This window comes from Marinobacter sp. (assembly GCF_048259445.1).
GTDB lineage: Bacteria > Pseudomonadota > Gammaproteobacteria > Pseudomonadales > Oleiphilaceae > Marinobacter.
Genome location: NZ_JBLXHQ010000006.1, coordinates 126,139 through 147,748 on the forward strand (window position 1 = coordinate 126,139; position 21,610 = coordinate 147,748).

Sequence of the window (21,610 nt, forward strand, 5' to 3'; positions counted from 1 at the left end):
TTACTTCCACTCAACAAAGGATACGCGCGGTTCAAAATCAGGCGCCCTGGCTTCCAGTGCCATCTGCAAACGAAGAGTGCCGGGGCGTTTTTGAAAACGATGTGAGGATTCCCGGCGCACAAAACGATCATTGGCTGCCCGTGCCGTAATCACTACTTTGAGCTCGTGCTCCCCATTGGCGAGATTACCGGTGAAAAGCTGCTGAGTACTCCCGTGTTGGAGAGAAGCGTTCTCTTTGCTGGTATACAGATGCGAAGCAGCGGGTTTGCCATTCACGAACAGTTCTACAGAATCCAGCGCAAGACCATCCCGGCTGGCGAGTGTCAGAAAAACTGCCAGTCGTGTATCAACGGGGTGGAGCACTTTTTGTTCAAACTGAAAAACCGCATCTGCATGAGCCGAGACTTCGGCTTTCAGCCCCGCGATCTCCTCATCGATTGAGGAAGCAATGGCCAGGCCGGAACTGACCATTACCAAAAGGAACGATACAACACTGAAACTGGTGCCGAAGCCTTTGCGCTGCCTGCCCTGGCACTCTTGTGTTTTTTGTAGGCCAAACATAAGCCTCGTGCTCCCTGCCGCCGCTACATCTTTCGCTTTTTGATCACAAACTGACAAGAAGAGTAACACTTGGTTACAACGAAGAACGGTAAGCAGATCACCAAATCGGAAACCCGAACTGTGTCGAGTTATTTGACATACAGAATGAGAGCAACGCAGAGGCAGGCATATGGAGCCCTTGGCAAACCTATCCAACACACTGTTTTTATGTATTTTTCTTTTTATGGCCTTTAAATTGCTAAAACCGGATGGGCGGGGATGCGTTTACGCACCCCCGCTTGATATGCCGAGCTTTGCCGATGTCTCAACCGCATCGGCTTTTTTTATTTGCTCAAATATTTCATGGCCGACTCCAGGCCTTCCACCGTGAGCGGATACATATGGTTGTTCACCAACTGGCGAGTCATACCCAGTGAGCCACCGGAGCCCCAATAACCCTCCGGTAGCGGGTTGATCCATACCACCTTACGGAAATGCTCGTTGATACGCTGAAACCAGGTCGCGCCGGCTTCCTCGTTCCAATGCTCAATAGAACCGCCCGCGTGGGATATTTCATAGGGCGCCATGGTGGCATCGCCTACGAAGATTACTTTATAGTCTGGCGAGTACTTGTGGAGAATGTCATAGGTGCTTGTCGTCTCGTTCATGCGCCGGACGTTGTTGGTCCACAGGCTCTCATAAACGAAATTGTGAAAGTAAAAGTACTCCATGTGCTTGAACTCGAGGCGCGCAGCGGAAAAGAGCTCTTCGCACACCCGCACGTGCGGGTCCATCGAGCCGCCCACGTCAAAAAAGATCAGCACCTTTACCGCGTTATGGCGCTCTGGAACCATTTTCAGATCAAGGTAACCCGCATTACGGGCCGTCGACCGAATCGTATCGTCGAGATCAAGTTTGTCTGCGGCTCCCTGCCGGGCGAACTTGCGCAAACGCCGGAGCGCTACCTTGATGTTGCGGATACCCAGGGTAACGCTGTCGTCCAGATCCTTGAACTCACGCTTTTCCCAAACCTTGACGGCGCGCCCGTGCCGGCCTTTTTTCTGACCGATACGGAAGCCTTCAGGGTTGTACCCGTCGGCGCCAAAAGGAGACGTTCCCCCGGTACCAATCCACTTGTTACCTCCGGCATGGCGCTCTTTCTGCTCTTCCATGCGCTTTTTGAAGGTTTCAATAAGCTCTTCAAGACCCCCGAGCGAATCGATTTTGGCTTTCTCTTCCTCGCTCAGGTTTTTCTCGAACTCGGCGCGCAGCCACTCATCGGGAATCAGAGCCTCAAGCATCTGATCCAGATGCTCAATGCCCTCGAAATAGGCCTTGAAGGCCAGATCAAACTTGTCGAAGTGGCGCTCGTCTTTCACCAGGCATAGCCGGGCGAGGTAATAGAACTCTTCCATATCCGCAAACGCGAGGCGCTGCTGCAACGCTTCCAGCAGATCGAGGAATTCGCGCAGGCTGGCAGGCACTTTGGCCCGCCGCACTTCGAGAAAGAAATCAATCAACATAAAACCGCACTCTTGCCGAATTTCAGCCGCGACGGCGGGCCATAAACGCCAGCTTTTGCAGAAGGTGTACGTCTTGCTCGTTTTTCACCAGAGCACCGTACAGTGGCGGCAACGCCGAGCTGCTGTCTTTATCCTGAAGCATCTTGGCCGTCAACTCATCTGCCATCAGCAGCTTCAACCAGTCAATCAGCTCAGAGGTGGAGGGCTTTTTCTTGAGGCCCGGCACCTTGCGCACATCAAAGAATACTTCCAGAGCATCCTTCACCACCTGCTGCTGAATACCCGGGAAGTGAACATCCACAATGCTTTGCATGGTGGCGTGATCCGGAAAGCTGATGTAGTGGAAGAAGCAACGGCGCAGAAAGGCGTCTGGCAGTTCTTTTTCATTGTTACTGGTGATCACTATGATCGGCCGTTTCTTGGCTTTTACGAACTGCTGGGTTTCGTAAACGTAGAACTCCATGCGATCCAGTTCCAGCAGCAGATCGTTCGGGAATTCTATGTCGGCCTTGTCGATTTCATCAATCAGCAGCACAACCTGCTCATCGGCTTCAAAAGCCTCCCAGAGCTTGCCCTTCACAATGTAGTTGCTGATGTCCTTGACCTTCTCATCACCCAATTGCGAATCCCGCAAACGGGATACCGCATCGTACTCATACAAGCCCTGTTGAGCTTTGGTGGTAGATTTGATGTGCCAGGGAATCAGGCGCATACCCAGCGCGCTCGCCATTTCCTCGGCCAGCAAGGTTTTGCCGGTGCCGGGCTCGCCTTTGATCAGCAATGGGCGTTGCAGCGTAATGGCCGCATTTACGGCCATTTGCAGGTCATCGGTGGCTACATAATTATCGGTACCGGTAAACTTCATCAGTGTGGTTCCTGTCAGTGACTTTCAATTTTCTTGAGGTTACTTTTTCTTTTCTTTGTCCGGCTCATCGTCCGGCCCATCGTAATCTGGCAAATCGTCAAATTCGGAAAGATCAAAATCGTCCAGCCCGAATTCTTCTTCATCGTCTTCTTCCACTGGTTTGTCCAGCTCCGGGATAACCTCTTCTGGCTCCACAACAGCGCTGGCAACCGGAATATCCTCTTCCGCCGGTTCTTCTTCGGGCTCGGGTTGCAGAACGGGTTCCGGCTCAATCACAGGCTCAGGTTCCGGCTCCGGCTCCGGCTCAGGTTCGGGCTCTGGCTCTGGCTCTGGTTCTGGTTCTGGTTCTGGTTCTGGTTCTGGCTCAGGTTCGGGCATCACAACCGGAGTTTCCGCCTCCAGATCCGCCATTTCCTGTTTCAGATCGTCAAAGTTCTCAGTTTCAGCACTCTCGGCGTCATCTCCGGCTGCTGCTGCGGAGCGGCGTTTGCGCATCAGCAGAATAATGATCAATGCGAGAACCACGAGCGCTCCCACCCCGGCTCCGATCATCCACAGTGGCACGGGCAGTGCTGATTCAGCCTCCTGCTCTTGTTCAGCAACTGGTTCTTCACCGGCTAATGGCTCTTCTTCGGCCAACGGCTCTTCTTCAACGACAGGCGCTGGCACTGCTGGCTCCGGTTCAGGCTCACTCGCCTGCTCAGGTTCCTCGCTCGTAGGCGGCGCTTGCTGGGCCTGCTCCGCGAGACTGGTATCGATGGGTAGTCCGATACTCGGTTCAACCATACCCACTGGCACCATAAACCGGGTTGTTGCCGTAAACTTGCGGGCAAAGGTTTTGCCATCCGCAACGATGTCTATTCTGTATAGGCCTTCCGCCGGCAGCTTGCTGATAGTGTCTGTGTAAACGCCGTCTTCCGGCGGCTGATCCGCTGAGAGCGCTTTACTGCCGCTGCGCCCGTCTTCGGAGGTCAGGCTGAGCTTCACACTCAGCACATTAAGAAATTCCGGGTTGGTTATGGTTTCAGTTTTCTCGAAAAACGCAACGCGGATATCAACAGGTGATTCCGGAGTGAATGTCGCAGGCACCGGGCCTACCACCATTCTCAGATCGCTTACGACGGTAACGCGACTGCCCTCACCCAGTTCACCGGTTACGCGCCATTCGCCGGCCTGTGGCTCGGTAATGGTCACCAGATCATAGGCTGCTTCCCGGGCCCAGCGAACGTTGTCTGGCTGGGCGTTATAGAGAAGCTTCTGCCCATCAGGCCGGACCAGCTCCAGGCTGGCAGGCTCACCCGCTTCATCGGCGTTGGGCTCACCGCGGAAAATCAATGCGGTAAATTCTTTTACGCCTCCATCGACAGTGAACGCGTTGCCTTCAATGGGAATCTGCTCCTGGGGTGCTGCGGTATTCAGGGCATCCAGAAAGGCCAGGTTAAGGGATTCCGCCGTATCGGCAATCCGGAAGCTGCCTTGCGATTTCTCAGCAAGCGTCTTCAGAAAACCGGCATCTGCCTGATCCGAAAGTGCAACAGGATGAAAGGTTGCGCCTTTAGCCACCAGGTCATTCAGCAGTCCGCTCAGAATTCGCTCTTCTTCAGCCCGGTTTACATCCGCGCTGTCCGAGATATCCACCTTGCCGTCGGTCAGCAGAATAAAGTGCGTATTCTCCAGAGAGCCACCGGTTACATAATCGTCGCTGGCAACTTCAATGGCCTTACCAAGATTGGTGCGCAAAGCGACAGAATTGATCTCACCGGAACGTTCAATAGCGGTTTCTCGCCAGGATTCAGACACTTCACCGTGGGGCACCAACATGTTCACGTACTGGCCGAAGGTCCAGACACCCGCCGTACTGCCTTCCGGTAGCACGCGGGCCAACAACCTTACAGCAGGCTGGCGCAGATTATTCGGGTCGGTTTCCTTCATGGAGCCTGAAATGTCCACAATAATCCGGACATCAGGGTTTTCCGGCAGTGTCAGCTTCGTGGCTTCTTGAGCCCACAGCGTTACAGGCAGCATTAGAGCAGTGAAAAAAACCAGCGCGAGAAGTCTTGGCATTGTTGATCTCGAAGAATGTGTGGGTTAGCTCACCGGCGTGATAAGCGATAACGAACCAGATCCAGAATCCAGACCAGGAGCATCACAAGCCCCGCGATACCCAGATTAAGCACTGCCCGGCCGGCGTTGTCTGCGTCACCGAGAATGAGTTCATAGCCGCCGAAAAGCCACGCAGGTATCCACCAGCCCGCCAGTTCGGGCGACTCCACCGGTGTCAGTAACAAGGCAACCAGCGCAGCAAGCAGCAGGGTACGAAAGCCATACAGCGGCAAAAACCGGAAAAGCTTCTTCATCATGAAAAAGAACACGACGAAAGCGATAGCGTAAGCGGCCCAGAATATGCCGTAAGCAATTTGTGTATCAGTATCGATCATTACAGAACCCAGTGAATGATGTGTTCTTCCCAGTCATCCTCGGCCACCTGATCCTCAAGGATCACCTTGTGGCGTATGGAAACACCTGCCTCGTGAACCGAATCCGGGTTCCCGCTGCGAAGCGGATGCCAGTCGGCCAGAGGTCTGCCCTCTGCAAGAGTCCGGTAAGCGCAAGTATAGGGAAGCCAATGATAGTCTTTTGCTGTATCCGGTGTCAGCACTGTGCAACCCGGCACTTTTTGCAGCCGTTCCGGATAAACCGTACACCGACAGGTGTCGGTATTCATATAACGGCACACCAGATCGGTGTGGTACACCTCTCCGGTGTCTTCATCCTCAAGTTTGTTCAGGCAACATTTGCCGCAACCGTCGCAGAGGGACTCCCATTCCTGAGGCGTCATCTCGTTCAGGCGTTTACGCTGCCAGAACGGGATTTGCGCAATCATGAATCCCTCATACCCGGCTTCGTGCGAAAATCGATTACGTAGCCATCCCGTTCTTCGGGCATCTGTAAAAAGAAGTCTTTTTCGGCGATTGCATTCAATACCTGCTCACCGGTTGTTCTGGCGAGTTTGCGCTGGGGAGTCATAACCAGATCCATAGAGTGTACCGGCTTGCCAAAAATCGCTCTCAGGCTTTCGGGTAACTCATCCCACTGTTGCCCGCGACGAACGTAAATATAAGTGTCGCTTTTCTTGCTGCTCCGGAAAACAGACACAAACTCCCGATCTTTCATGATTTCAGATAATCCTCAATATCGTTCATTACCGGCTCCAGAATCTGAGCCCGCCAGCCCTGAAAAAAAGGACTGTCCGCCATTGTCCCGTCCTGAACAACCTTCTCAAGTCGCTTCCTTGGTGCAAGCAATTCAATCGGTATATCAGCAGCTTCCGCAGCACTTCTGAAAAAACGCTTTAACTGCTTGAAAAACATCTGCTGATCCCGCGTCAGTGGTGGCGCAATACGCTCGATACCGGAATTATCGGCTTTACGCCCTTCTTCAACAAGCGCCAGCAAGGCCTCACCATAACGGCGAACCACGCCCGCAGGAATGCCCTGGATATTCGATATCTCGCTGATTGATGCAGGCAAACGGTCTGCAATGGCAATAAGAAGAGGGTCTGCCAGCACCCGGCCCCGGGGGCGATCGCGCTCCCTGCTTTCAAGCTCCCGCCAAACCACCAGTTTCTGCAGCACACTTTGCTGCTGCGGCGTCAGCGTCCAGCCACCACGCAGGCGAAGATAATGCTTTTCAAGGTCGTCCTGCCCTGCGAGCTCATCTGCGAAACGGGTTGATTCTTCTACCAGCGCTGCCTCCAGCCCACGTTCGCGGAGATGGGCCGTGATCCACTGGTGCATGGGCGCCAGAAAGCGTATGTCCTCTATCGCGTAGCGCTGCTGAGCATCACTCAACGGGCGGGAAATCCAGTCAGAACGGGTAACAGATTTATCCAGCGTATCACCAAAGAGCGTCTCAACAAACCGCGCATAACCCAGTGAAAAGCCGGCACCAGCCATGGCAGCACCAATCTGCAGGTCTACAACACCTTTCGGGTTTATTCCGAGCCAGTCGCGAAAAAGCTCCAGATCTTCACTCATTGCATAAAGCAACTTGGTGAAATCAGGATCAACGATCACTTCACGGAAACGGGCAGATTGCTCTGCCACATCAGGATCTACAAGGCAGAACTGATCGCCAAGCCCGAGCTGAACCAGCCCGGGAATGGGGTAGAAAGTATTTACCCGCTCGAACTCGGTATCCAGCACCAGAGGGTGCCCCGGAGCGCTGTCCAACCAGGTGTTCAGCTCCTCCGGAAGGGTTATCCAGTTGATGGTTTCAGGAGCCGGTGGCACAGCAATAGCCGGTAAAGAAAAGGTCATAGAAAAAGCCAGTTAAAAGCGCCATGAGTACATTGGCGCGGAATCAGTCCAGCAGAGGTTTTCTGCCGCGAAACGCATGGGTGAGCGTGAAGCCGTCAACGTAGCCAAGCTCGCCACCTACCGGTATGCCGTGAGCAAGGCGGGTGATGAGGATATCGGAACCATCAAGCCGGTCAGAGATGTAATGCGCAGTCGCCTCGCCCTCAACCGTGGGATTGGTGGCAAGAATTAGTTCGGTAACACCATCTGAACGCACCCGGCGCAGGAGCCGCTCAATGCCGATTTCTTCGGGGCCCACTCCATCAATAGGCGACAAGTGCCCCATCAGCACAAAATAGCTTCCCTTATAGTCTCCGGCCTGTTCGATTGCCAGAAGATCTGACGGGCTCTCCACCACGCAAAGTATGCCGGTACGGCGGGCAGAATTTTCGCAGATACCACACACTTCGGTATCCGAAAAATTCTGGCAACTTTCGCAGCGTCGGACACCCTCCATTGCTTTACTCAACGCATCAGAAAGGCGGGTGCCACCGGAGCGTGCCCGCTCAAGCAAGTGAAACGCCATGCGCTGGGCAGTTTTCTGACCAACACCCGGCAAACACCGGAGAGATTCGACAAGTTCATCAACCAGTGGGCTGAACGCCATGAAACATCCTCAGACTGCAGTTCAGGAAAAAGCCTTAAAACGGCATCTTGAAGCCAGGTGGCAAGCCCATACCGGACATCAGGCCCGACATTTTGTCCTTCTGGTTGGCTTCAACACGACGCACCGCATCGTTAACAGCCGCAGCCAGCAAGTCTTCGAGAATATCCTTCTCCTCAGACATCAGGGATGGGTCGATTTCCACTTTACGGACATCGTGACGACCGTTCATGGTGACCTTGACCAGACCCGCGCCGGCCTCACCGGTAATTTCAGCTTTTGCCGCCTCTTCCTGGGCCTTCTGCATTTCTTCCTGCATCTTCTGGGCCTTTTTCATCAGGCCGCCCATATCGTTCATCATACTTCTATCTCCTGATCGTCTCTGTTGGCCTATCTTTTGTTGGCCTGATACTGTCTTCGACTACCCGCGCCTCAAACCGTTCCACAATGGACTTCACCAGGGGGTCGTTGCGAATAGACTCTTCCGCAGCGCTCTGACGCGCCACCCGCAGCCGCTCTTCAAAAGCCGCTGGTGTAGAGGGCCCCGGATCACCCTGTTCTATCTTTAACTGAGTGGCGTCGCCGAAGTGATTTCTCAAGGCGGCAAGAATTTTTTCTTCATGCCGGGCATTCAGCAGCCGGGCGTGGCCTGCATCAATCAGCAGGGTAATGGTGTCGCCGGCACGGGACATAGCACCGTGGCTGGCCAGATTGCCAGGCATACCAACAATACCGAGATTGCGGAAATCCCGCTCCCAAACAAAGTCCCCGTCGGCAACCGGAACCGTAATAGCTTCCTGCTCGGGTTCGGGCTCGGGCTCAGGCCCGGGCTCAGATTCTGGCGCCTGCCGTAGCTCAGGTTCTGATTCTGGTTCTGTTACTGGTTCTGATTCTAGCTCTGGCTCCGGATAATCAGTGGCAGACTCGGCCTGGGCATCAAGGCTTGCAAGCCAAGCGTCATCGGCTGATGCGTCAGCGTACTCTTGCGGAGGCTGCTCCTGTATAGGCGCAGAGTCAGGTCCGGCAAGCTCAGGTTCAGACGTTGGCTCTGGTTGGGGCTCTGGCTCTGGCTCAGACTGCCGAGCCGCTTCTGGTTCGGGAGCCTGCGGCGGAGCGGGAACAGGTGCTGGCTCAGGTTCGTCCCGGGGCTCCCCTTCAACACCGGAGCCTGCATTACTCACTGCAGGTGGCGCCCTCCGGTCCGAGCCAGGGCGGAATGCAAGCATGCGGAGCAATGTCATCTCGAAGCCCATCCGGGCATCGGGCGTGATCGCCAAATCTTTTCGACCTAAAAGCGCAGCCTGATAAAACAGCTGGGCATCTTCCGCACTCAGTTTGCGCGCCAGTGATTGCACCTGGGCCGCATCGCCGAGCGTATTGTCTGCACTGCCGGGAACAACCTGTTCCATGGTCACGCGGTGGAACAGCGACAGCAGATCCGCGAGGATAATGCTGTAGTCTGGCGCAAAATCCGAAATCCGGCTGATCTCCGCCAGCAGGCTCGGGCCATCACGCTCTACCAGCGCATTGACAATACGCTCAATGTCCCCCTGATCTATGGTGCCCAGCATACTGCTGACATCGCTGGCCGACAGCTTCTGGTTCCCGAACGCAATGGCCTGATCTGTCAGGCTCAGAGCATCCCGCATACTGCCGTCGGCAGCGCGGGCCAGCAGCCATAGCGCTGGTTCTTCAAAAGGGATGTTCTCGGCAGTCAGAACATGGGTCAGATGCCCGGCAATGTGCTCAGGCGTCATGCGCTTGAGATTGAATTGCAAACAACGGGAAAGAACGGTTACCGGCAGCTTCTGGGGATCGGTCGTCGCCAGCAGAAACTTCACATGCTCCGGCGGTTCCTCAAGGGTTTTGAGAAAAGCATTGAACGACTGATTGGTGAGCATGTGCACCTCGTCAATGAGGTACACCTTGTAACGGCCACGGCTGGGCGCGTACTGAACGTTATCCGTCAGCTCCCGCATATCGTCCACACCGGTGCGCGATGCAGCATCAATCTCGATCAGATCGACAAACCGGCCTTCCTGAATTTCCACACAGCTGGCGCAAGTACCACACGGGCGCGGAGTAACACCGGTTTCACAATTGAGGCAGCGGGCCAACAGGCGCCCGATGGTGGTTTTACCCACACCCCGGGTGCCGGTAAACAGATAGGCGTGGTGCAAACGCTGGTTTTCCAGCGCGTGAATCAACGCCTGAAGAACGTGTTCCTGGCCCACCATGTCTTCGAAGGTGCGGGGGCGCCATTTACGGGCAAGTACCTGATAGCTCATGATCCGCCAAATGCTGAGAAAAACGCCTTTAACCTTAGCATGGTCGCCGTTTTATAAGAAGTTATAAGAGGGTATCAAGAAGCAGAAATCAGGGACTTGAGAAGGAGTTTCAAAACAAGCAGAAGGACTGTAAAACAGAGGAAATCTGGGGGTGGCCCCACCAGCAACACTCCGGCACACAATTCCACCGCTGCGGCTGCTCCCTTCCGGGCCTGACCGGGTTCACGGTTTCATGTTGCGGAGGCACCAGCGGAGCCACCATAACGGCGTTTCAGAACAATATTCCTGAAGGCGGCGCGAATGTTAACAAAAGGGTTTGCGGACTACAACGGCAAATCCTCCAGCGCGCTACAGAATCTATATCAGCGCAGATAAAGGTAAGGGAATTACATCCTGACGGAACCAGCAGGCCAGGCTGTAACGTGTGCGCTGGGCCTCCAGAACCTCGTGACGGATTTCCTCACTCATGAACAGCGCCACCCTGCCCGCCTCGGGTAATATCAGACCGTCCGCTTCGCTTTCGTTTTCCCGACTGTAGATCTGAAGCGCGCCACCATCAGCCGGCTGCCAGTCATCATTGAGATACAACACCAGGCTGACAATCCGGGAGGCGCGGCCCTGAAAACTGTCGACATGGGCCTTGTAGAAATCGCCCCTGTGATACGTTGCATAATGTGCTTCAAAACGCTTCAAACCCAGAAAAAGCCGTTGATTCAACCCCAGGCGTAGATCGTGCAGAAACTCGAATAATGCAGCCTGAGACGGCGTATCGCCCTGAAGCCAGGCAATCTTGTCCCGGCGCACCGAGCGATCCCGGACAGGCTCGCTGCCGCGCCCGATACCGGCAATTTTGAGGGCATCGCTCTGATCAAGCACAACGATTTCCTGCTGCAGTGACTGCAACAGCTCCGCGCCAAGCCATGGCGTAATATCAAAACTGATCCAACCGCGATCGCTCAGGCTTTCGGCAAGTTCATCCAACCACTGCGCTTTATCCAATGACACTCCTTGAAATCGTATTTACAGGGCTTTTGCGGCTATTTTACGACCAGCTGTCGCCCGCATCACCGTTTTGATTTAATCTCTCAGTAAGCAGATGCACTTAAGTCCGGAACCGAGCCTTATGTCCGAGAGCAGCAACAAACCGCCCTTATCCCTTTCTCCGGGGCAATGGTCCTTTACCCGCTGGACCACCATCGGACAACTGGAAGCTCTGGAGGTTCGTCACCCTCTGTTCGAGGCTACGCTTTTCCTGCAGGGCGCGCACCTCATCCGTTTTGTCCCGAAGAACGAACCCGACTGGCTCTGGCTAAGCCCGACTGCCCGCTTTGAGCCCGGCACGGCTATTCGGGGCGGCATCCCGATATGCTGGCCCTGGTTCGGCGACCCCGCCCGCAACGCGCCGGAAGTGCGCAAGCGGGTAAAAACGCCTGGCCCACACGGGTTTGCCCGTACCGCACTCTGGAAGCTGCAGGATGTGAGAGAAAACGCCCACGAGGTCGAAATAAGCCTGTCCCTGGATGCCAACGACGACTTCTCAGACGTCTGGAATGGGCATGCCCTGGCCCTCCTGACATTCAGCTTCTCGGTAAGAGGGTGCCAGCTAGCGCTGACCACAACAAACCTCGGCACGGACCCTCTGGCCCTGAGCCAGGCACTGCATACTTACCTGCCGACAAGCAATATCGAACGCACAAGAGTATTGGGCCTTGGCTTCAGCAACTACCTTGATACGCTCAAAAACTGGGAGTATTGCACCCAGGATGGCCCCGTGTATTTCGATGGCGAAACAGACCGGATATACGAAAGCGGCGAGCCGCTCACCATCGTAACGCCTGGCGCCAGCCGAAAACTGAGTGCTGTTGGAAGTGATTCTACCGTGGTATGGAACCCCGGCCCTGATAAATCCGTTGCGCTGAGCGACTTTCCGGATACTGCCTGGCAGACCATGCTCTGTGTCGAAACTGCCAATGCAGCAAGTGATTATCGCGTGCTTAATGAAGGCCAGAACCACACACTCGGTGTGTTGATAGGACGTGGCTGAAAAATGCTTATACAGGAGTATGCATGAGCCTGGCATCGTTTCTGAAATCCCGGTTGATTCCGGCGAAGCTGGATGAACAGATCAATCGCATCCGCAAACCCATCGGCTCACTGGGATACGATCCATGGGGCTACAACAACGAAACCTTCAAGTACGGCTTTTCTCTGACAAAACCGATTTATGAGAAGTACTTCCGCACGGAGGCCCACGGTGTTGAAAACGTTCCCGCTGAAGGGCCTGTGCTGATTGTTGGAAATCACAGCGGGCAACTTCCGATTGATGGCGTTCTGGTGGGCTACGCAATTGCCTCAAGAGAAAAAAACCCACGCATTTCCCGAGCAATGATTGAGCGCTTTTTCCCCACCGTACCCTGGCTCGGCAACCTGTTGAATGAGGTAGGTGCAGCACTTGGCGATCCGGTAAATTGCGCCCGAATGCTCGCCAACAACGAAGCCATCATTGTTTTCCCCGAAGGCGTGCGCGGCTCGGGTAAACTCTATAAAGATCGCTACAAGCTTCAGCGGTTCGGCAACGGGTTCATGCACCTGGCCATGAAATATAACGCAGCGATCGTACCCGTGGGCGTGGTGGGCTGTGAAGAAACCATACCCGCCATCGCCAACATCAAACCTCTGGCCAGGGCTCTGGGCGTTCCTTATGCGCCGGTCGCAATGCCAGTAATATTACCCGCCAAGGTCCACCTGAACTTCGGACCACCCATGTATTTTGATAACGCGGATATTCAGGAAGAACAGATAAACGAGCGCGTTGAGCAGGTTAAAACCGAAATAAACCGGCTTATCGACAAAGGACTGAAAGAACGGAAAAGGTTGTTCTGATGAATGCTCCGAAGACCAGACAACGTAAACCTCAGGTTCTGATAACAGGCGCCGCCGGCGCACTGGCAAAACAGGTAATAGAGCGGCTCCGAAAAACCTGCGATCTGGTGGCCGTAGACGCCAGAATACAGGTTCCCCTCGGGGATGATATTCCCAGCTACTGCCTTGATTTTAACCATCGCAACTTTGAGGACCTGTTTCGCCGCTACAAGTTTGACGGCGTTATACACCTGGGCCGCATCCGCTCAAGCCAGCTCACCCGGATGCGGCGATACAACGCCAATGTTCTGGGCACGCAGAAACTGCTGGATCTTAGCCACAAGTACGGCATCCGGCGAATTGTGGTGCTGTCCACCTTTCATGTATACGGAGCAATGGCTTACAACCCCGCTCTCATTGACGAATCGGCCCCCATGAAAAGCGCGGGCCTGAGCGCAGATCTGATCGACTCGGTGGAACTGGAAAACCTCGCAAATATCTATCTGTGGCGCTTTCCGGAGCTGAACATCGCCATCCTGCGCCCCTGCAACATCGTGGGCCCGAGTGTCAGCAACACCATGGGCACATTGCTTGCCAGCCAGCGCGCCCCGGTGCTTGCCGGCTTCTCTCCCATGATGCAGTTCATTCACATTGACGACATGGCAGATGCCATCGTGCTGGCTTACCAAAAACCGGTGAGAGGAATATTCAATGTGGCGTCGGATGACTGGGTAGCGTACCAACGGGCACTGGAACTGTGCGGCTGCACGCGAATCCCGGTGCCTTCTGTACCGCCCGCCTTACCACGGATGATTCTGCGCACTCTGCGCCTGCAAAGCTTCCCCGCCTATCTGATGGAGTTTTTCAAATACCCGGTCGTGATTGATGGCCAGGCGTTTGCGAAAGAGTTCGGATTCAAACCCAAGCGGCCTCTGAAGGAAATATTCCGGTTTTACCGGGATAATAAAACACCGCTGTAATAGCCCGGCCAGAATGAAGAAAGCCACCTTGGCGGTGGCTTTCTTCGATTCAGAGCTTAACCTGTAAACAGGTGTCAGGCTTTTTTACGGCGAGCTGCCAGCCCTGCCAGTCCTAGCCCCAGAAGAGCAAGAGTGCCAGGCTCAGGCACGGAAACCGGCGGTTTTGGGGTAAATACCAGCAGGTCCTGGGAGTTTTTTGCGTCCAGAACATACATATCAAACCCTTCGGCCTGGTTTGACAATCCAGCCAGCCAGGAATCCGCCAGGGCACGGGACCCGTTAAACGATGACGCGGTAAAGTCGCCGCTGGTCAAGCCGTAGGATCCACCCTCATAGACAACTTCCCATAGTGCTAATTGAAAGGCTGCCGATGTCTCACGGTTGTTAACGCTACCTTCATAGCCCGTATACAGCTGGCTGATCGAAGACACCAGGTTAGCGTTATTGAAGTAGCTGTCTGCCGTTTTCAGCTCGTACGTTGTATTCGCGTGATTCAGATTTACCTCAAGCTCAATACAGAAAGCATCCAATGCACCTGTCCAGGTGATTGGCGAAGCGCCAACGGCATTGCTGGTAGTGAAGCTGAACATACCAGCATTGATGTTGCTATATGAGGTGCTGGTTGCCGCATTCGACAGGCTTCCGGTTTCGAAACCGTGGGTTGGGCCCTGGTAATCCAGATCAATCATAGGCCCCGCCGCTGCATTCCCCGCAAAAAAAGCACCAGAGAGTGAGGCAATAGCCAAAAGTTTCATTTTTGAATTCATAGCAGGTTCCTTTTGTGTTCTGTCCGATATCTAACCAATTCGTCAGCAATACTCGATCCAAATACCAATAAGTCGCTATTTTTCAGATATATAACGTGAGTTAAAAAGCGCCGAGATCGACAGAACAGTGACGGATGTAAAAAATGCCGACAAAGTAGACATACCGATGACAACAGACATACAGTTAAGACAAAGATGCACAGCCCCATGCGGGAGTTGCACAGAACCGACGGCCACCTCAAACTACACCTATCCAAGGAACAGGCGGATCAAATGCTTCCAGATCTGAGCGTGATAAGTCACGGCGCGGCCGCCGTCGTATTCGCAATACTCTCGCTACTCGTGGGCACCCGCTATTTAAGGCGTGACATAGACCGAGCGCTGTTTCTGGCTGCCATTGTGACCACTCTGTGGGCCTCCACGCTCGTGACCCAGAGCATCTGGGGTCAACCCAGCTTCTTTATTCGTTATCTGGTGGAATTGCTTCGGGATACCGCCTGGATTCTTCTTTTGTTCGCCATGCTGCGGGATACCTTCAGGCAGGGGCGCCTGAGCGGGCAGATCAAGAAGTTCCTCGGCATCGCAACGGTTACTGTACTCGTCACCCTGCTGGCGCTTGGCAGCCTTGAATTCATTTTTGGCCTGGCACTGGTAGATGGCAAAACCAAGCTCATCGGGCAAATTGCACTCTCACTTCTTGGCTTGTCTCTGGTGGAACAGATATGGCGTAACGCACCCGCCTACGGCCGTTCCAGCATGAAATACCTCTGTATCGGCACCGCCACCATATTTATATTCGATTTTTTCATGTACGCCGATGCGCTGCTGTTCGGCGCGATCGCTGAATCCTTCTGGAACGCCCGTGGTTTTGTAAACGCAGCACTGGTGCCACTGTTTGCAATCAACGTAATCAATACCCGCAAACAACCCATCGATTTTCAGCTTTCCCGTTCAGCCGTTTTTCATGTCGGCACACTGGTGCTGGCAGGTGCCTACCTGCTGCTGCTTTCTGTCAGCGGCTACTACATCCGTATTCTCGGTGGCAACTGGGGCGAGGCTCTTCAGGTATTGCTATCCGCGGTAGCACTGGCTTTTCTGGCAACGCTGCTGCTTTCGAGGCGCATACGGGCAAAACTGATGGTGCTGATCAGCCAGAACTTTTTCGACTACAAATACGATTATCGTGAAGAATGGCTGAAGATGACCAAAGAACTGTCGGATCTCAGCGATGAACCTCCCCTTCCCCTGCGCGCCATCCGCATGCTGGCGGGCCTTGTAGAAAGTAACGCCGGCGCTATCTGGCTCAAAAGCGAACAGGGTTCATTCACCCTCAAAGAATCCGCCAATCTGGCCACCCCCAAATACACGATCATCGATGAAGACTCGGATCTGGTGCGCTTTTTCTCCGATAAAGAGTGGATAATCAATCTGGATGAGTACAGGGCAGATCCGGTGAGCTACAACCTCCTGGAAATTCCGGACGCCATTTCCCGAACTCCGGATGCCTGGCTGTTAATACCCTTGTATCTGGGCAATGAACTCTACGGTATCGCAATGATTGGCCAACCCTACGCCAGGGTGGATCTGAACTGGGAGAACTTTGACCTGATCAAAGTCGTCGCGCGCCAGACCTGTAACCTGCTGGCTCAGGCAGATGCCCAGCACCGGTTATCGCGGGCAATGCAATTTGAGGCCGTCAGCAAAGCCTCTGCATTCATGGTGCATGATCTGAAAACCGTGATTGCACAACTTTCACTATTGGTGAACAACGCCCAAAAACACCGGAACAATCCTGCGTTTATTGATGACATGATCAAAACCACAGACCACGCAGTCAACAAGATGACCAACCTGGTTGAGCACATACGCAAACCGTCCACAGGCGCCGATGACGATTCTAAAGCACTGGACCTCACCCGCCTCGTTACGAGCCTGCTGGAACACTATAATCGCCACCACCCCCTGCCCAGACTTGAGGGTAATCCGCCGGAAATCATGATCAAAGCCGATCCCGAACAACTGCGGAGCGTACTTGGCCATCTGATCCAGAACGCTCAGGATGCAACGCCACCCGACGGAGAGGTTTCCCTTTCTCTCAAAATTGCCAAAGGGAATGTGGTGCTCTTTATTCAGGATACCGGCTGCGGCATGACCGAAGACTTCATCAGCAACCGGCTATTCAAGCCCTTCGAAAGCACAAAAGGCCTTACTGGCATGGGCATTGGCGCCTATCAGGCCCGAGAATACATACAAAAACTGGGCGGCACCGTGGATGCTACAAGCGAACCCGGCGTAGGTTCCTGCTTCTCGATCCGGATTCCCCTGGTGGAAGATTCCGTTTCCAGGCGATCAATTTCCGACGTTCCAGGCCCGAAAGAAATCGCCAATTAAATGGCAGCCCGCTACCACCCGAAAATCGACCATTGCAAAGTGTCAATGTTCAGTTAAGAATCACGAGTGGTAGAACACTCAAACAAAGGAATTGTTGCTGTTGTGACTAGACGACTGCTAATCGTAGAGGATGATCCGGGGCTGCAGAGCCAGATGCGCTGGTGTTTCAGTGAAGATCTGGAGGTGTTTGTCGCATCAGACAGAGAATCTGCGCTGACCGCCCTCAGGCGCGAAGAGCCGGATGTCGTGACACTTGATCTGGGCCTTCCTCCAGACCCGGGCGGAGCAACAGAAGGCTTCGCGCTTCTGGAAGAAATTCTTCGCCTCGCACCTATGACAAAAGTGATTGTGGTCACCGGTCGCGAAGACAAAGAAAACGCCGTCAGAGCCATCGGCATGGGCGCATCCGACTTTTACCAGAAACCACTGGACGCCGACATCCTCAATTTCGTCGTAAACAGAGCATTCCGGCTTGCAGAGCTGGAAAAGGAAAACCAGGATCTGTCCCAGTACGGCAGCGGCACCAAAATCAAGGGCATAATTGCAGCCAGCCCGCAAATGATGACCGTATGCCGCACGCTGGAAAAAGTCGCTCCTACCGACGTTACCACCCTCATCATCGGTGAAACCGGCACAGGCAAAGAAGTCCTCGCCCGCGCGCTGCACGATCTCAGCCCACGAGCCAACAGTGTTTTTGCAGCCATAAACTGTGCAGCCATTCCCGAAAACCTTCTGGAGAGTGAGCTGTTCGGGTTTGAAAAAGGTGCTTTCACCGGTGCCACTCAGGCTAAAAAAGGCAAAATTGAAAGCGCCAACGGCGGCACACTTTTCCTTGATGAAATTGGCGACATGCCCATGCCACTGCAGGCAAAGCTGCTGCGGTTTCTGCAAGAGCGTGTCGTCGACAGAGTCGGCTCGGTAAAACCGATACCGGTGGACGTGCGCGTGGTGTGCGCAACCCACCAAAACGTGAACCAGCTGATCGAAAACGGCGAATTCCGCGAAGATCTTTACTACCGGATAAGTGAAATAACCCTCGACGTTCCGGCCGTGAGAGAGCGGGACGGCGACGCCCTGGTAATAGCACAGTCGCTACTCAAATCCCTCTCCAAGCAAATGGACCGGCAAAACCTCACCTTCTCCGAAGATGCTATCAACGCCATCAGCAGCTACGCCTGGCCCGGCAACGTGCGGGAAATGATCAACAAGGTGAAGCGGGCCACCATCATGGCGGATGGCAAACGCATTACCAGTGAAGATCTTGAATTACCGGGCAGCGAGGAGCCAGGCGCGAGCCATCTGAACCTTCGCCAGGTTCGCGAGCAGGCCGAGCGCAAAGCTATCATGCAGGCACTGCAAACAAGCAGCTTCAATATGACGCAAGCCTCCCGGCTACTGGGTGTAACCCGCCCGACCCTGTACAACCTTACTGATAAATACAAAATCGACACATCGGCAGAAGCGTCGGAAGTCTAGGAGCAGATGTACATGATGAAAAGGCAAACACTCAAAAAATCACTGCCGAGGCTGGTGCTTGCTGGCAGCCTGCTAATTACACTCCCGTTGCTAACAGGCTGCAACAACAGCCCGGATTCATCAGAGGCCCTGTCACACATTACCCGGGCCGAGACCTACTCCGATCAGGGCCAGTACCGCTCAGCCCTGCTTGAGGTTAAAAATGCCATCCAGAAGGACCCGAACAACGTTGAGCACATCGTGCGGCTGGCGGATTTATATCTCCAGCTAGGCGCCGCAAAAGAAGCCGCCGAACTTCTCAAACCCTGGGTGAACGAGCAACCTCAAGCCGTAGGCCTTACCCTCGCCCGTGCTTACGTGGAACAGAGTAAACACCTCTCAGCTACGGAAACTCTGGCGCTGCAAACGCCGGATTCGCCGGAAGATCAGCTCGAAGCTTCACTGATCCGCGCAGAAGCCTTGCGCAGATCCGGAGAGGCAGCCGAGGCGCTGGCCCTTTTCAACAGCCTGTCGGCGAGTAACGCCTCCAGCATCCGGGCCATAACCGGAGTTGTTCAGGCGCAGATCAATCTGGGTAAGAACGCACAGGCCGTAGCAGCAGCTGACGAATGGCTCGCAAAAAACGCACCGGCTCCGGAAGTTCTGTACTGGAAAGGCTTTGCCCAATACCAGATGAATCAACTCGACCCCGCAGCCGCAACACTCACAGATGCAGTTGGCGTGCTCCCCACCTCAGATATCTTTCTGCCCATACGCCGAAATGTGCTGACCACTCTTTCCCGGGTACTGACCGAGCAAGGAAAGATTACCGAAGCACAGATATACAACCGCATACTGGCGGAGAACATGAACTCCGCCGCGCGGGAGCAAGCCGAAGCCGCTGTTGCAGCGTTGAAAGAAGGCAATTTCGACGAAGCCAAGGCAATCCTGCGGGACACACTGAAGCTTGATCCTGAAAACGAACAGGTTGCCCTGATGCTCGGCGCTATATCCGCCGGCACCGGCGATCTGGACGAAGGCGCCCAGTTGCTCAAAGAAAACCTCGACCCGGAAACGACGCCCGTACAGTTCATTCGCGCCGCCACCATGGCGCAGATTGATACCGGCGACCGGGAAGCCGCCCTCGAAACCCTGACTCGCGCCATAAAAGCCCGCCCCAACGACAACGAACTCCTGGCCATGCATGGCATTCTTGCACTCAGCCTGCCGGGCAATGAGAACGAAGGCATTGCCAGCCTCAGCAAAGCCATAGGCAACGAACCCGGTCGCGTACGCCTTCGGCTTGCACTTGCACGGCACTACCTGCAGAACGACCAACCTGAGCAGGCACTGGGCCAATTGCGCATGGCTTTTACCTCCGATCCGTCAGACTGGGCCACAACCAGCACCTACCTGAACGTGCTGATCCAGCAAGGTGAAGAAAAGGAAGCGGGCGAAATCCGCGATTCCCTTATCAACGGTTACGGAGACCAGCCAAGGGCCGTCTTGTTGGCCAGCCTTGCAGACGCCCAACTAGGCAACCCAGATGCAGCAAAGAAGCGACTGGAAACGCTGGTAAAAGAAAGCCCGGAGCTTCAGGCGCCCAAAGTTGCACTGGCCAGCCTCTACGCACAATCCGGACAGCGGGACATAGCTGTTGATATGCTGGTGGATGCGGCAACCCTCACACCGGATGCCATACGCCCGCTGCAGCAAGCCGGCCAGATTTACATGCAGGACCATACCGTACCGGAAGCCAAAGACTGGCTGGCAAGTGTTGCCAAGGCCCACCCGGAACTGAAACGCAACACAGACACCCTCACCGCACTGATAGCGATAACCCAGGGCGAACTTGCCGAAGCCAGAGCAACGCTTTCCCAATGGAAAGACGCCGACTCTGCAACTGTGAAGCGCGCCCATGGCCAATTGCTGCTGGCTGAAGCAAAAGCAGCAGCAGACGAAAAAGACTGGTCGCAGGCCCGCGCTAAAGCCGCCGAAGCCATTGCCCTGGAGCCTGAAAACATTGGCTTTGCACTGCTGCCTGCAGGAATCGCCCAAATGGAAGGCAAAATAGACGACGCCTTCGCGGCTCTCGATGCCGTAGAGCAGACCCACGGCGAGGTTCCCGCCACAATCCTGTCCCGCACAAGGCTTCTGCAACAGGATAAAGGGCCGGAAGCAGCCCACGACTACCTTTCTGGCAGATGGCAAGCCACCAAAGACCTGCAACTGATGCCCTCGCTCGTGACGCTGGCTAAAGCCAGTGCCCCCGGCTCGCTTGATGGGCTTACAGAAAGCTGGGTTCAGGCAGCGCCGCAAAGCCTTGCGGCACACCTGGCACGAGCCGATTGGCTAATGACCAACAATCAGGAAGCCGCTGCAATCGGCCACTATGATCAAGTGCTTGCCGGGCAGCCCAATAACGTACCAGCGCTGAACAACCTTGCCTGGATACTGCGAGAGGAAAACCCGGACCGGGCTTTGAAACTCGCCGAGCAAGCCAGCGAACTGGCGCCTAACAGCCCTGCCGTGCTGGATACCTATGGCTGGGTTCTACACCTCGCCGGAAATCACGCAGAAGCGAGAGCAGCAATAGAAAAAGCGCTGGACCTTGCGCCCGGCAATGCGGAAATAGAAGCGCATCTTGAAGCTGTAAAAAAGGCAATGTAAAGAAGTTCGACAGCCCTGTCGGGCTTCGATACACAAAAGGCCTGAGGTAATTACGCCTCAGGCCTTTTTTTTGGGCGGATGTCGAATTTCTTTACATAGCCAACAACCAAAATCAGAATTTAACCATTTAAAACAGCACCTTGCAGTGTTGGCACACTAATCGCATTATTTTTAACATAGGATCGGGTAGTACCGGTCGTATGCCAAACCACTTGCGAGGGTGGGACGGAAAGCCAAGGATCTCTAAAACAATAAGAGACAGCCTGGTTGCAAAGCAGACTACAGGGAATTAGAGCTAGACAACCGG

General features: G+C 54.5%; 19 protein-coding genes, 1 other RNA gene and 1 riboswitch. Of the genes, 6 read left to right on the plus strand and 14 right to left on the minus strand.

Annotated elements, in window-relative coordinates:
• The 13 genes from ACN0RL_RS06660 to ACN0RL_RS06720 all read right to left on the minus strand — a co-directional run bounded on the left by ACN0RL_RS06660 (position 1) and on the right by ACN0RL_RS06720 (position 11,183).
• Positions 1 to 561 carry an AraC family transcriptional regulator gene (locus ACN0RL_RS06660; RefSeq protein ID WP_417514964.1) on the minus strand — a complete coding sequence of 187 codons (561 nt, stop codon included), beginning with the start codon at positions 559 to 561 and terminating at the stop codon, positions 1 to 3.
• A gap of 323 nt (positions 562 to 884) precedes the next feature.
• Positions 885 to 2,063: a vWA domain-containing protein gene (locus tag ACN0RL_RS06665; protein ID WP_417514966.1), complete on the minus strand. Its 1,179-nt coding sequence runs from the start codon at positions 2,061 to 2,063 to the stop codon at positions 885 to 887.
• Between the two features lie 22 nt (positions 2,064 to 2,085).
• Positions 2,086 to 2,928: an AAA family ATPase gene (locus ACN0RL_RS06670; RefSeq protein ID WP_417514968.1), complete on the minus strand. Its 843-nt coding sequence runs from the start codon at positions 2,926 to 2,928 to the stop codon at positions 2,086 to 2,088.
• A gap of 39 nt (positions 2,929 to 2,967) precedes the next feature.
• Positions 2,968 to 4,992, minus strand: coding sequence for a VWA domain-containing protein (locus tag ACN0RL_RS06675; RefSeq protein ID WP_417514970.1), 2,025 nt, complete (start codon positions 4,990 to 4,992; stop codon positions 2,968 to 2,970).
• A gap of 29 nt (positions 4,993 to 5,021) precedes the next feature.
• Positions 5,022 to 5,366 carry a hypothetical protein gene (locus ACN0RL_RS06680; RefSeq protein ID WP_417514972.1) on the minus strand — a complete coding sequence of 115 codons (345 nt, stop codon included), beginning with the start codon at positions 5,364 to 5,366 and terminating at the stop codon, positions 5,022 to 5,024.
• Positions 5,366 to 5,812 (minus strand): YcgN family cysteine cluster protein, encoded by a 447-nt coding sequence (locus ACN0RL_RS06685; RefSeq protein WP_417514974.1) that lies wholly within the window; start codon positions 5,810 to 5,812, stop codon positions 5,366 to 5,368. Before ACN0RL_RS06685 ends, ACN0RL_RS06680 begins: the two co-directional genes overlap by 1 nt.
• Positions 5,809 to 6,102, minus strand: a complete 294-nt coding sequence (locus ACN0RL_RS06690) for a YcgL domain-containing protein (protein WP_417514976.1) — start codon at positions 6,100 to 6,102, stop codon at positions 5,809 to 5,811. The genes ACN0RL_RS06685 and ACN0RL_RS06690 overlap by 4 nt, the downstream gene beginning before the upstream one ends.
• On the minus strand, positions 6,099 to 7,247 hold the full coding sequence (locus ACN0RL_RS06695) for a ribonuclease D (RefSeq protein WP_417514978.1): 1,149 nt from the start codon (positions 7,245 to 7,247) through the stop codon (positions 6,099 to 6,101). The genes ACN0RL_RS06690 and ACN0RL_RS06695 overlap by 4 nt, the downstream gene beginning before the upstream one ends.
• 43 nt (positions 7,248 to 7,290) lie before the next feature.
• The gene (gene recR, locus ACN0RL_RS06700) at positions 7,291 to 7,893 is read right to left on the minus strand and encodes a recombination mediator RecR (RefSeq protein WP_417514980.1); all 603 of its coding nucleotides are present in this window, start codon (positions 7,891 to 7,893) and stop codon (positions 7,291 to 7,293) included.
• Positions 7,894 to 7,927: 34 nt separating this feature from the next.
• Positions 7,928 to 8,251, minus strand: coding sequence for a YbaB/EbfC family nucleoid-associated protein (locus tag ACN0RL_RS06705; protein WP_417514982.1), 324 nt, complete (start codon positions 8,249 to 8,251; stop codon positions 7,928 to 7,930).
• 4 nt (positions 8,252 to 8,255) lie between these two features.
• Positions 8,256 to 10,178: a DNA polymerase III subunit gamma/tau gene (dnaX, locus tag ACN0RL_RS06710; protein ID WP_417514984.1), complete on the minus strand. Its 1,923-nt coding sequence runs from the start codon at positions 10,176 to 10,178 to the stop codon at positions 8,256 to 8,258.
• Positions 10,179 to 10,333: 155 nt separating this feature from the next.
• Positions 10,334 to 10,430: signal recognition particle sRNA small type (gene ffs / locus ACN0RL_RS06715), an RNA gene on the minus strand.
• Positions 10,431 to 10,535: 105 nt separating this feature from the next.
• Positions 10,536 to 11,183 (minus strand): 2OG-Fe(II) oxygenase, encoded by a 648-nt coding sequence (locus ACN0RL_RS06720; protein ID WP_417514986.1) that lies wholly within the window; start codon positions 11,181 to 11,183, stop codon positions 10,536 to 10,538.
• Positions 11,184 to 11,301: 118 nt separating this feature from the next.
• Between ACN0RL_RS06720 and ACN0RL_RS06725 the strand changes: the two genes are divergently transcribed.
• Genes ACN0RL_RS06725 through ACN0RL_RS06735 form a run of 3 tightly spaced genes read left to right on the plus strand, consistent with a single transcriptional unit; the run spans position 11,302 to position 14,020 of the window.
• Positions 11,302 to 12,222, plus strand: a complete 921-nt coding sequence (locus tag ACN0RL_RS06725; RefSeq protein WP_417514988.1) for a D-hexose-6-phosphate mutarotase — start codon at positions 11,302 to 11,304, stop codon at positions 12,220 to 12,222.
• Between the two features lie 23 nt (positions 12,223 to 12,245).
• Positions 12,246 to 13,061, plus strand: a complete 816-nt coding sequence (locus ACN0RL_RS06730) for a lysophospholipid acyltransferase family protein (RefSeq protein ID WP_417514990.1) — start codon at positions 12,246 to 12,248, stop codon at positions 13,059 to 13,061.
• Complete coding sequence (locus tag ACN0RL_RS06735) at positions 13,061 to 14,020, plus strand: SDR family oxidoreductase (protein ID WP_417514992.1); 960 nt, start codon at positions 13,061 to 13,063, stop codon at positions 14,018 to 14,020. The genes ACN0RL_RS06730 and ACN0RL_RS06735 overlap by 1 nt, the downstream gene beginning before the upstream one ends.
• A 74-nt stretch (positions 14,021 to 14,094) precedes the next feature.
• Here the strand turns inward: ACN0RL_RS06735 and ACN0RL_RS06740 are convergent, their stop codons facing one another.
• Positions 14,095 to 14,787 (minus strand): PEP-CTERM sorting domain-containing protein, encoded by a 693-nt coding sequence (locus ACN0RL_RS06740; RefSeq protein WP_417514994.1) that lies wholly within the window; start codon positions 14,785 to 14,787, stop codon positions 14,095 to 14,097.
• Positions 14,788 to 15,060: 273 nt separating this feature from the next.
• Between ACN0RL_RS06740 and prsK the strand changes: the two genes are divergently transcribed.
• From prsK to ACN0RL_RS06755, 3 genes are all read left to right on the plus strand, one after another.
• Entirely contained in the window at positions 15,061 to 17,178 is a 2,118-nt protein-coding gene (prsK, locus tag ACN0RL_RS06745) for an XrtA/PEP-CTERM system histidine kinase PrsK (protein ID WP_417514996.1), read from the plus strand.
• A 102-nt stretch (positions 17,179 to 17,280) separates the two neighbouring features.
• Positions 17,281 to 18,654 (plus strand): PEP-CTERM-box response regulator transcription factor, encoded by a 1,374-nt coding sequence (prsR, locus tag ACN0RL_RS06750; RefSeq protein WP_417514998.1) that lies wholly within the window; start codon positions 17,281 to 17,283, stop codon positions 18,652 to 18,654.
• A 12-nt stretch (positions 18,655 to 18,666) separates the two neighbouring features.
• Positions 18,667 to 21,303 (plus strand): tetratricopeptide repeat protein, encoded by a 2,637-nt coding sequence (locus ACN0RL_RS06755; protein ID WP_417515000.1) that lies wholly within the window; start codon positions 18,667 to 18,669, stop codon positions 21,301 to 21,303.
• A gap of 192 nt (positions 21,304 to 21,495) precedes the next feature.
• A riboswitch (cyclic di-GMP riboswitch) is annotated at positions 21,496 to 21,578 on the plus strand.
• Positions 21,579 to 21,610: the final 32 nt, after the last annotated feature.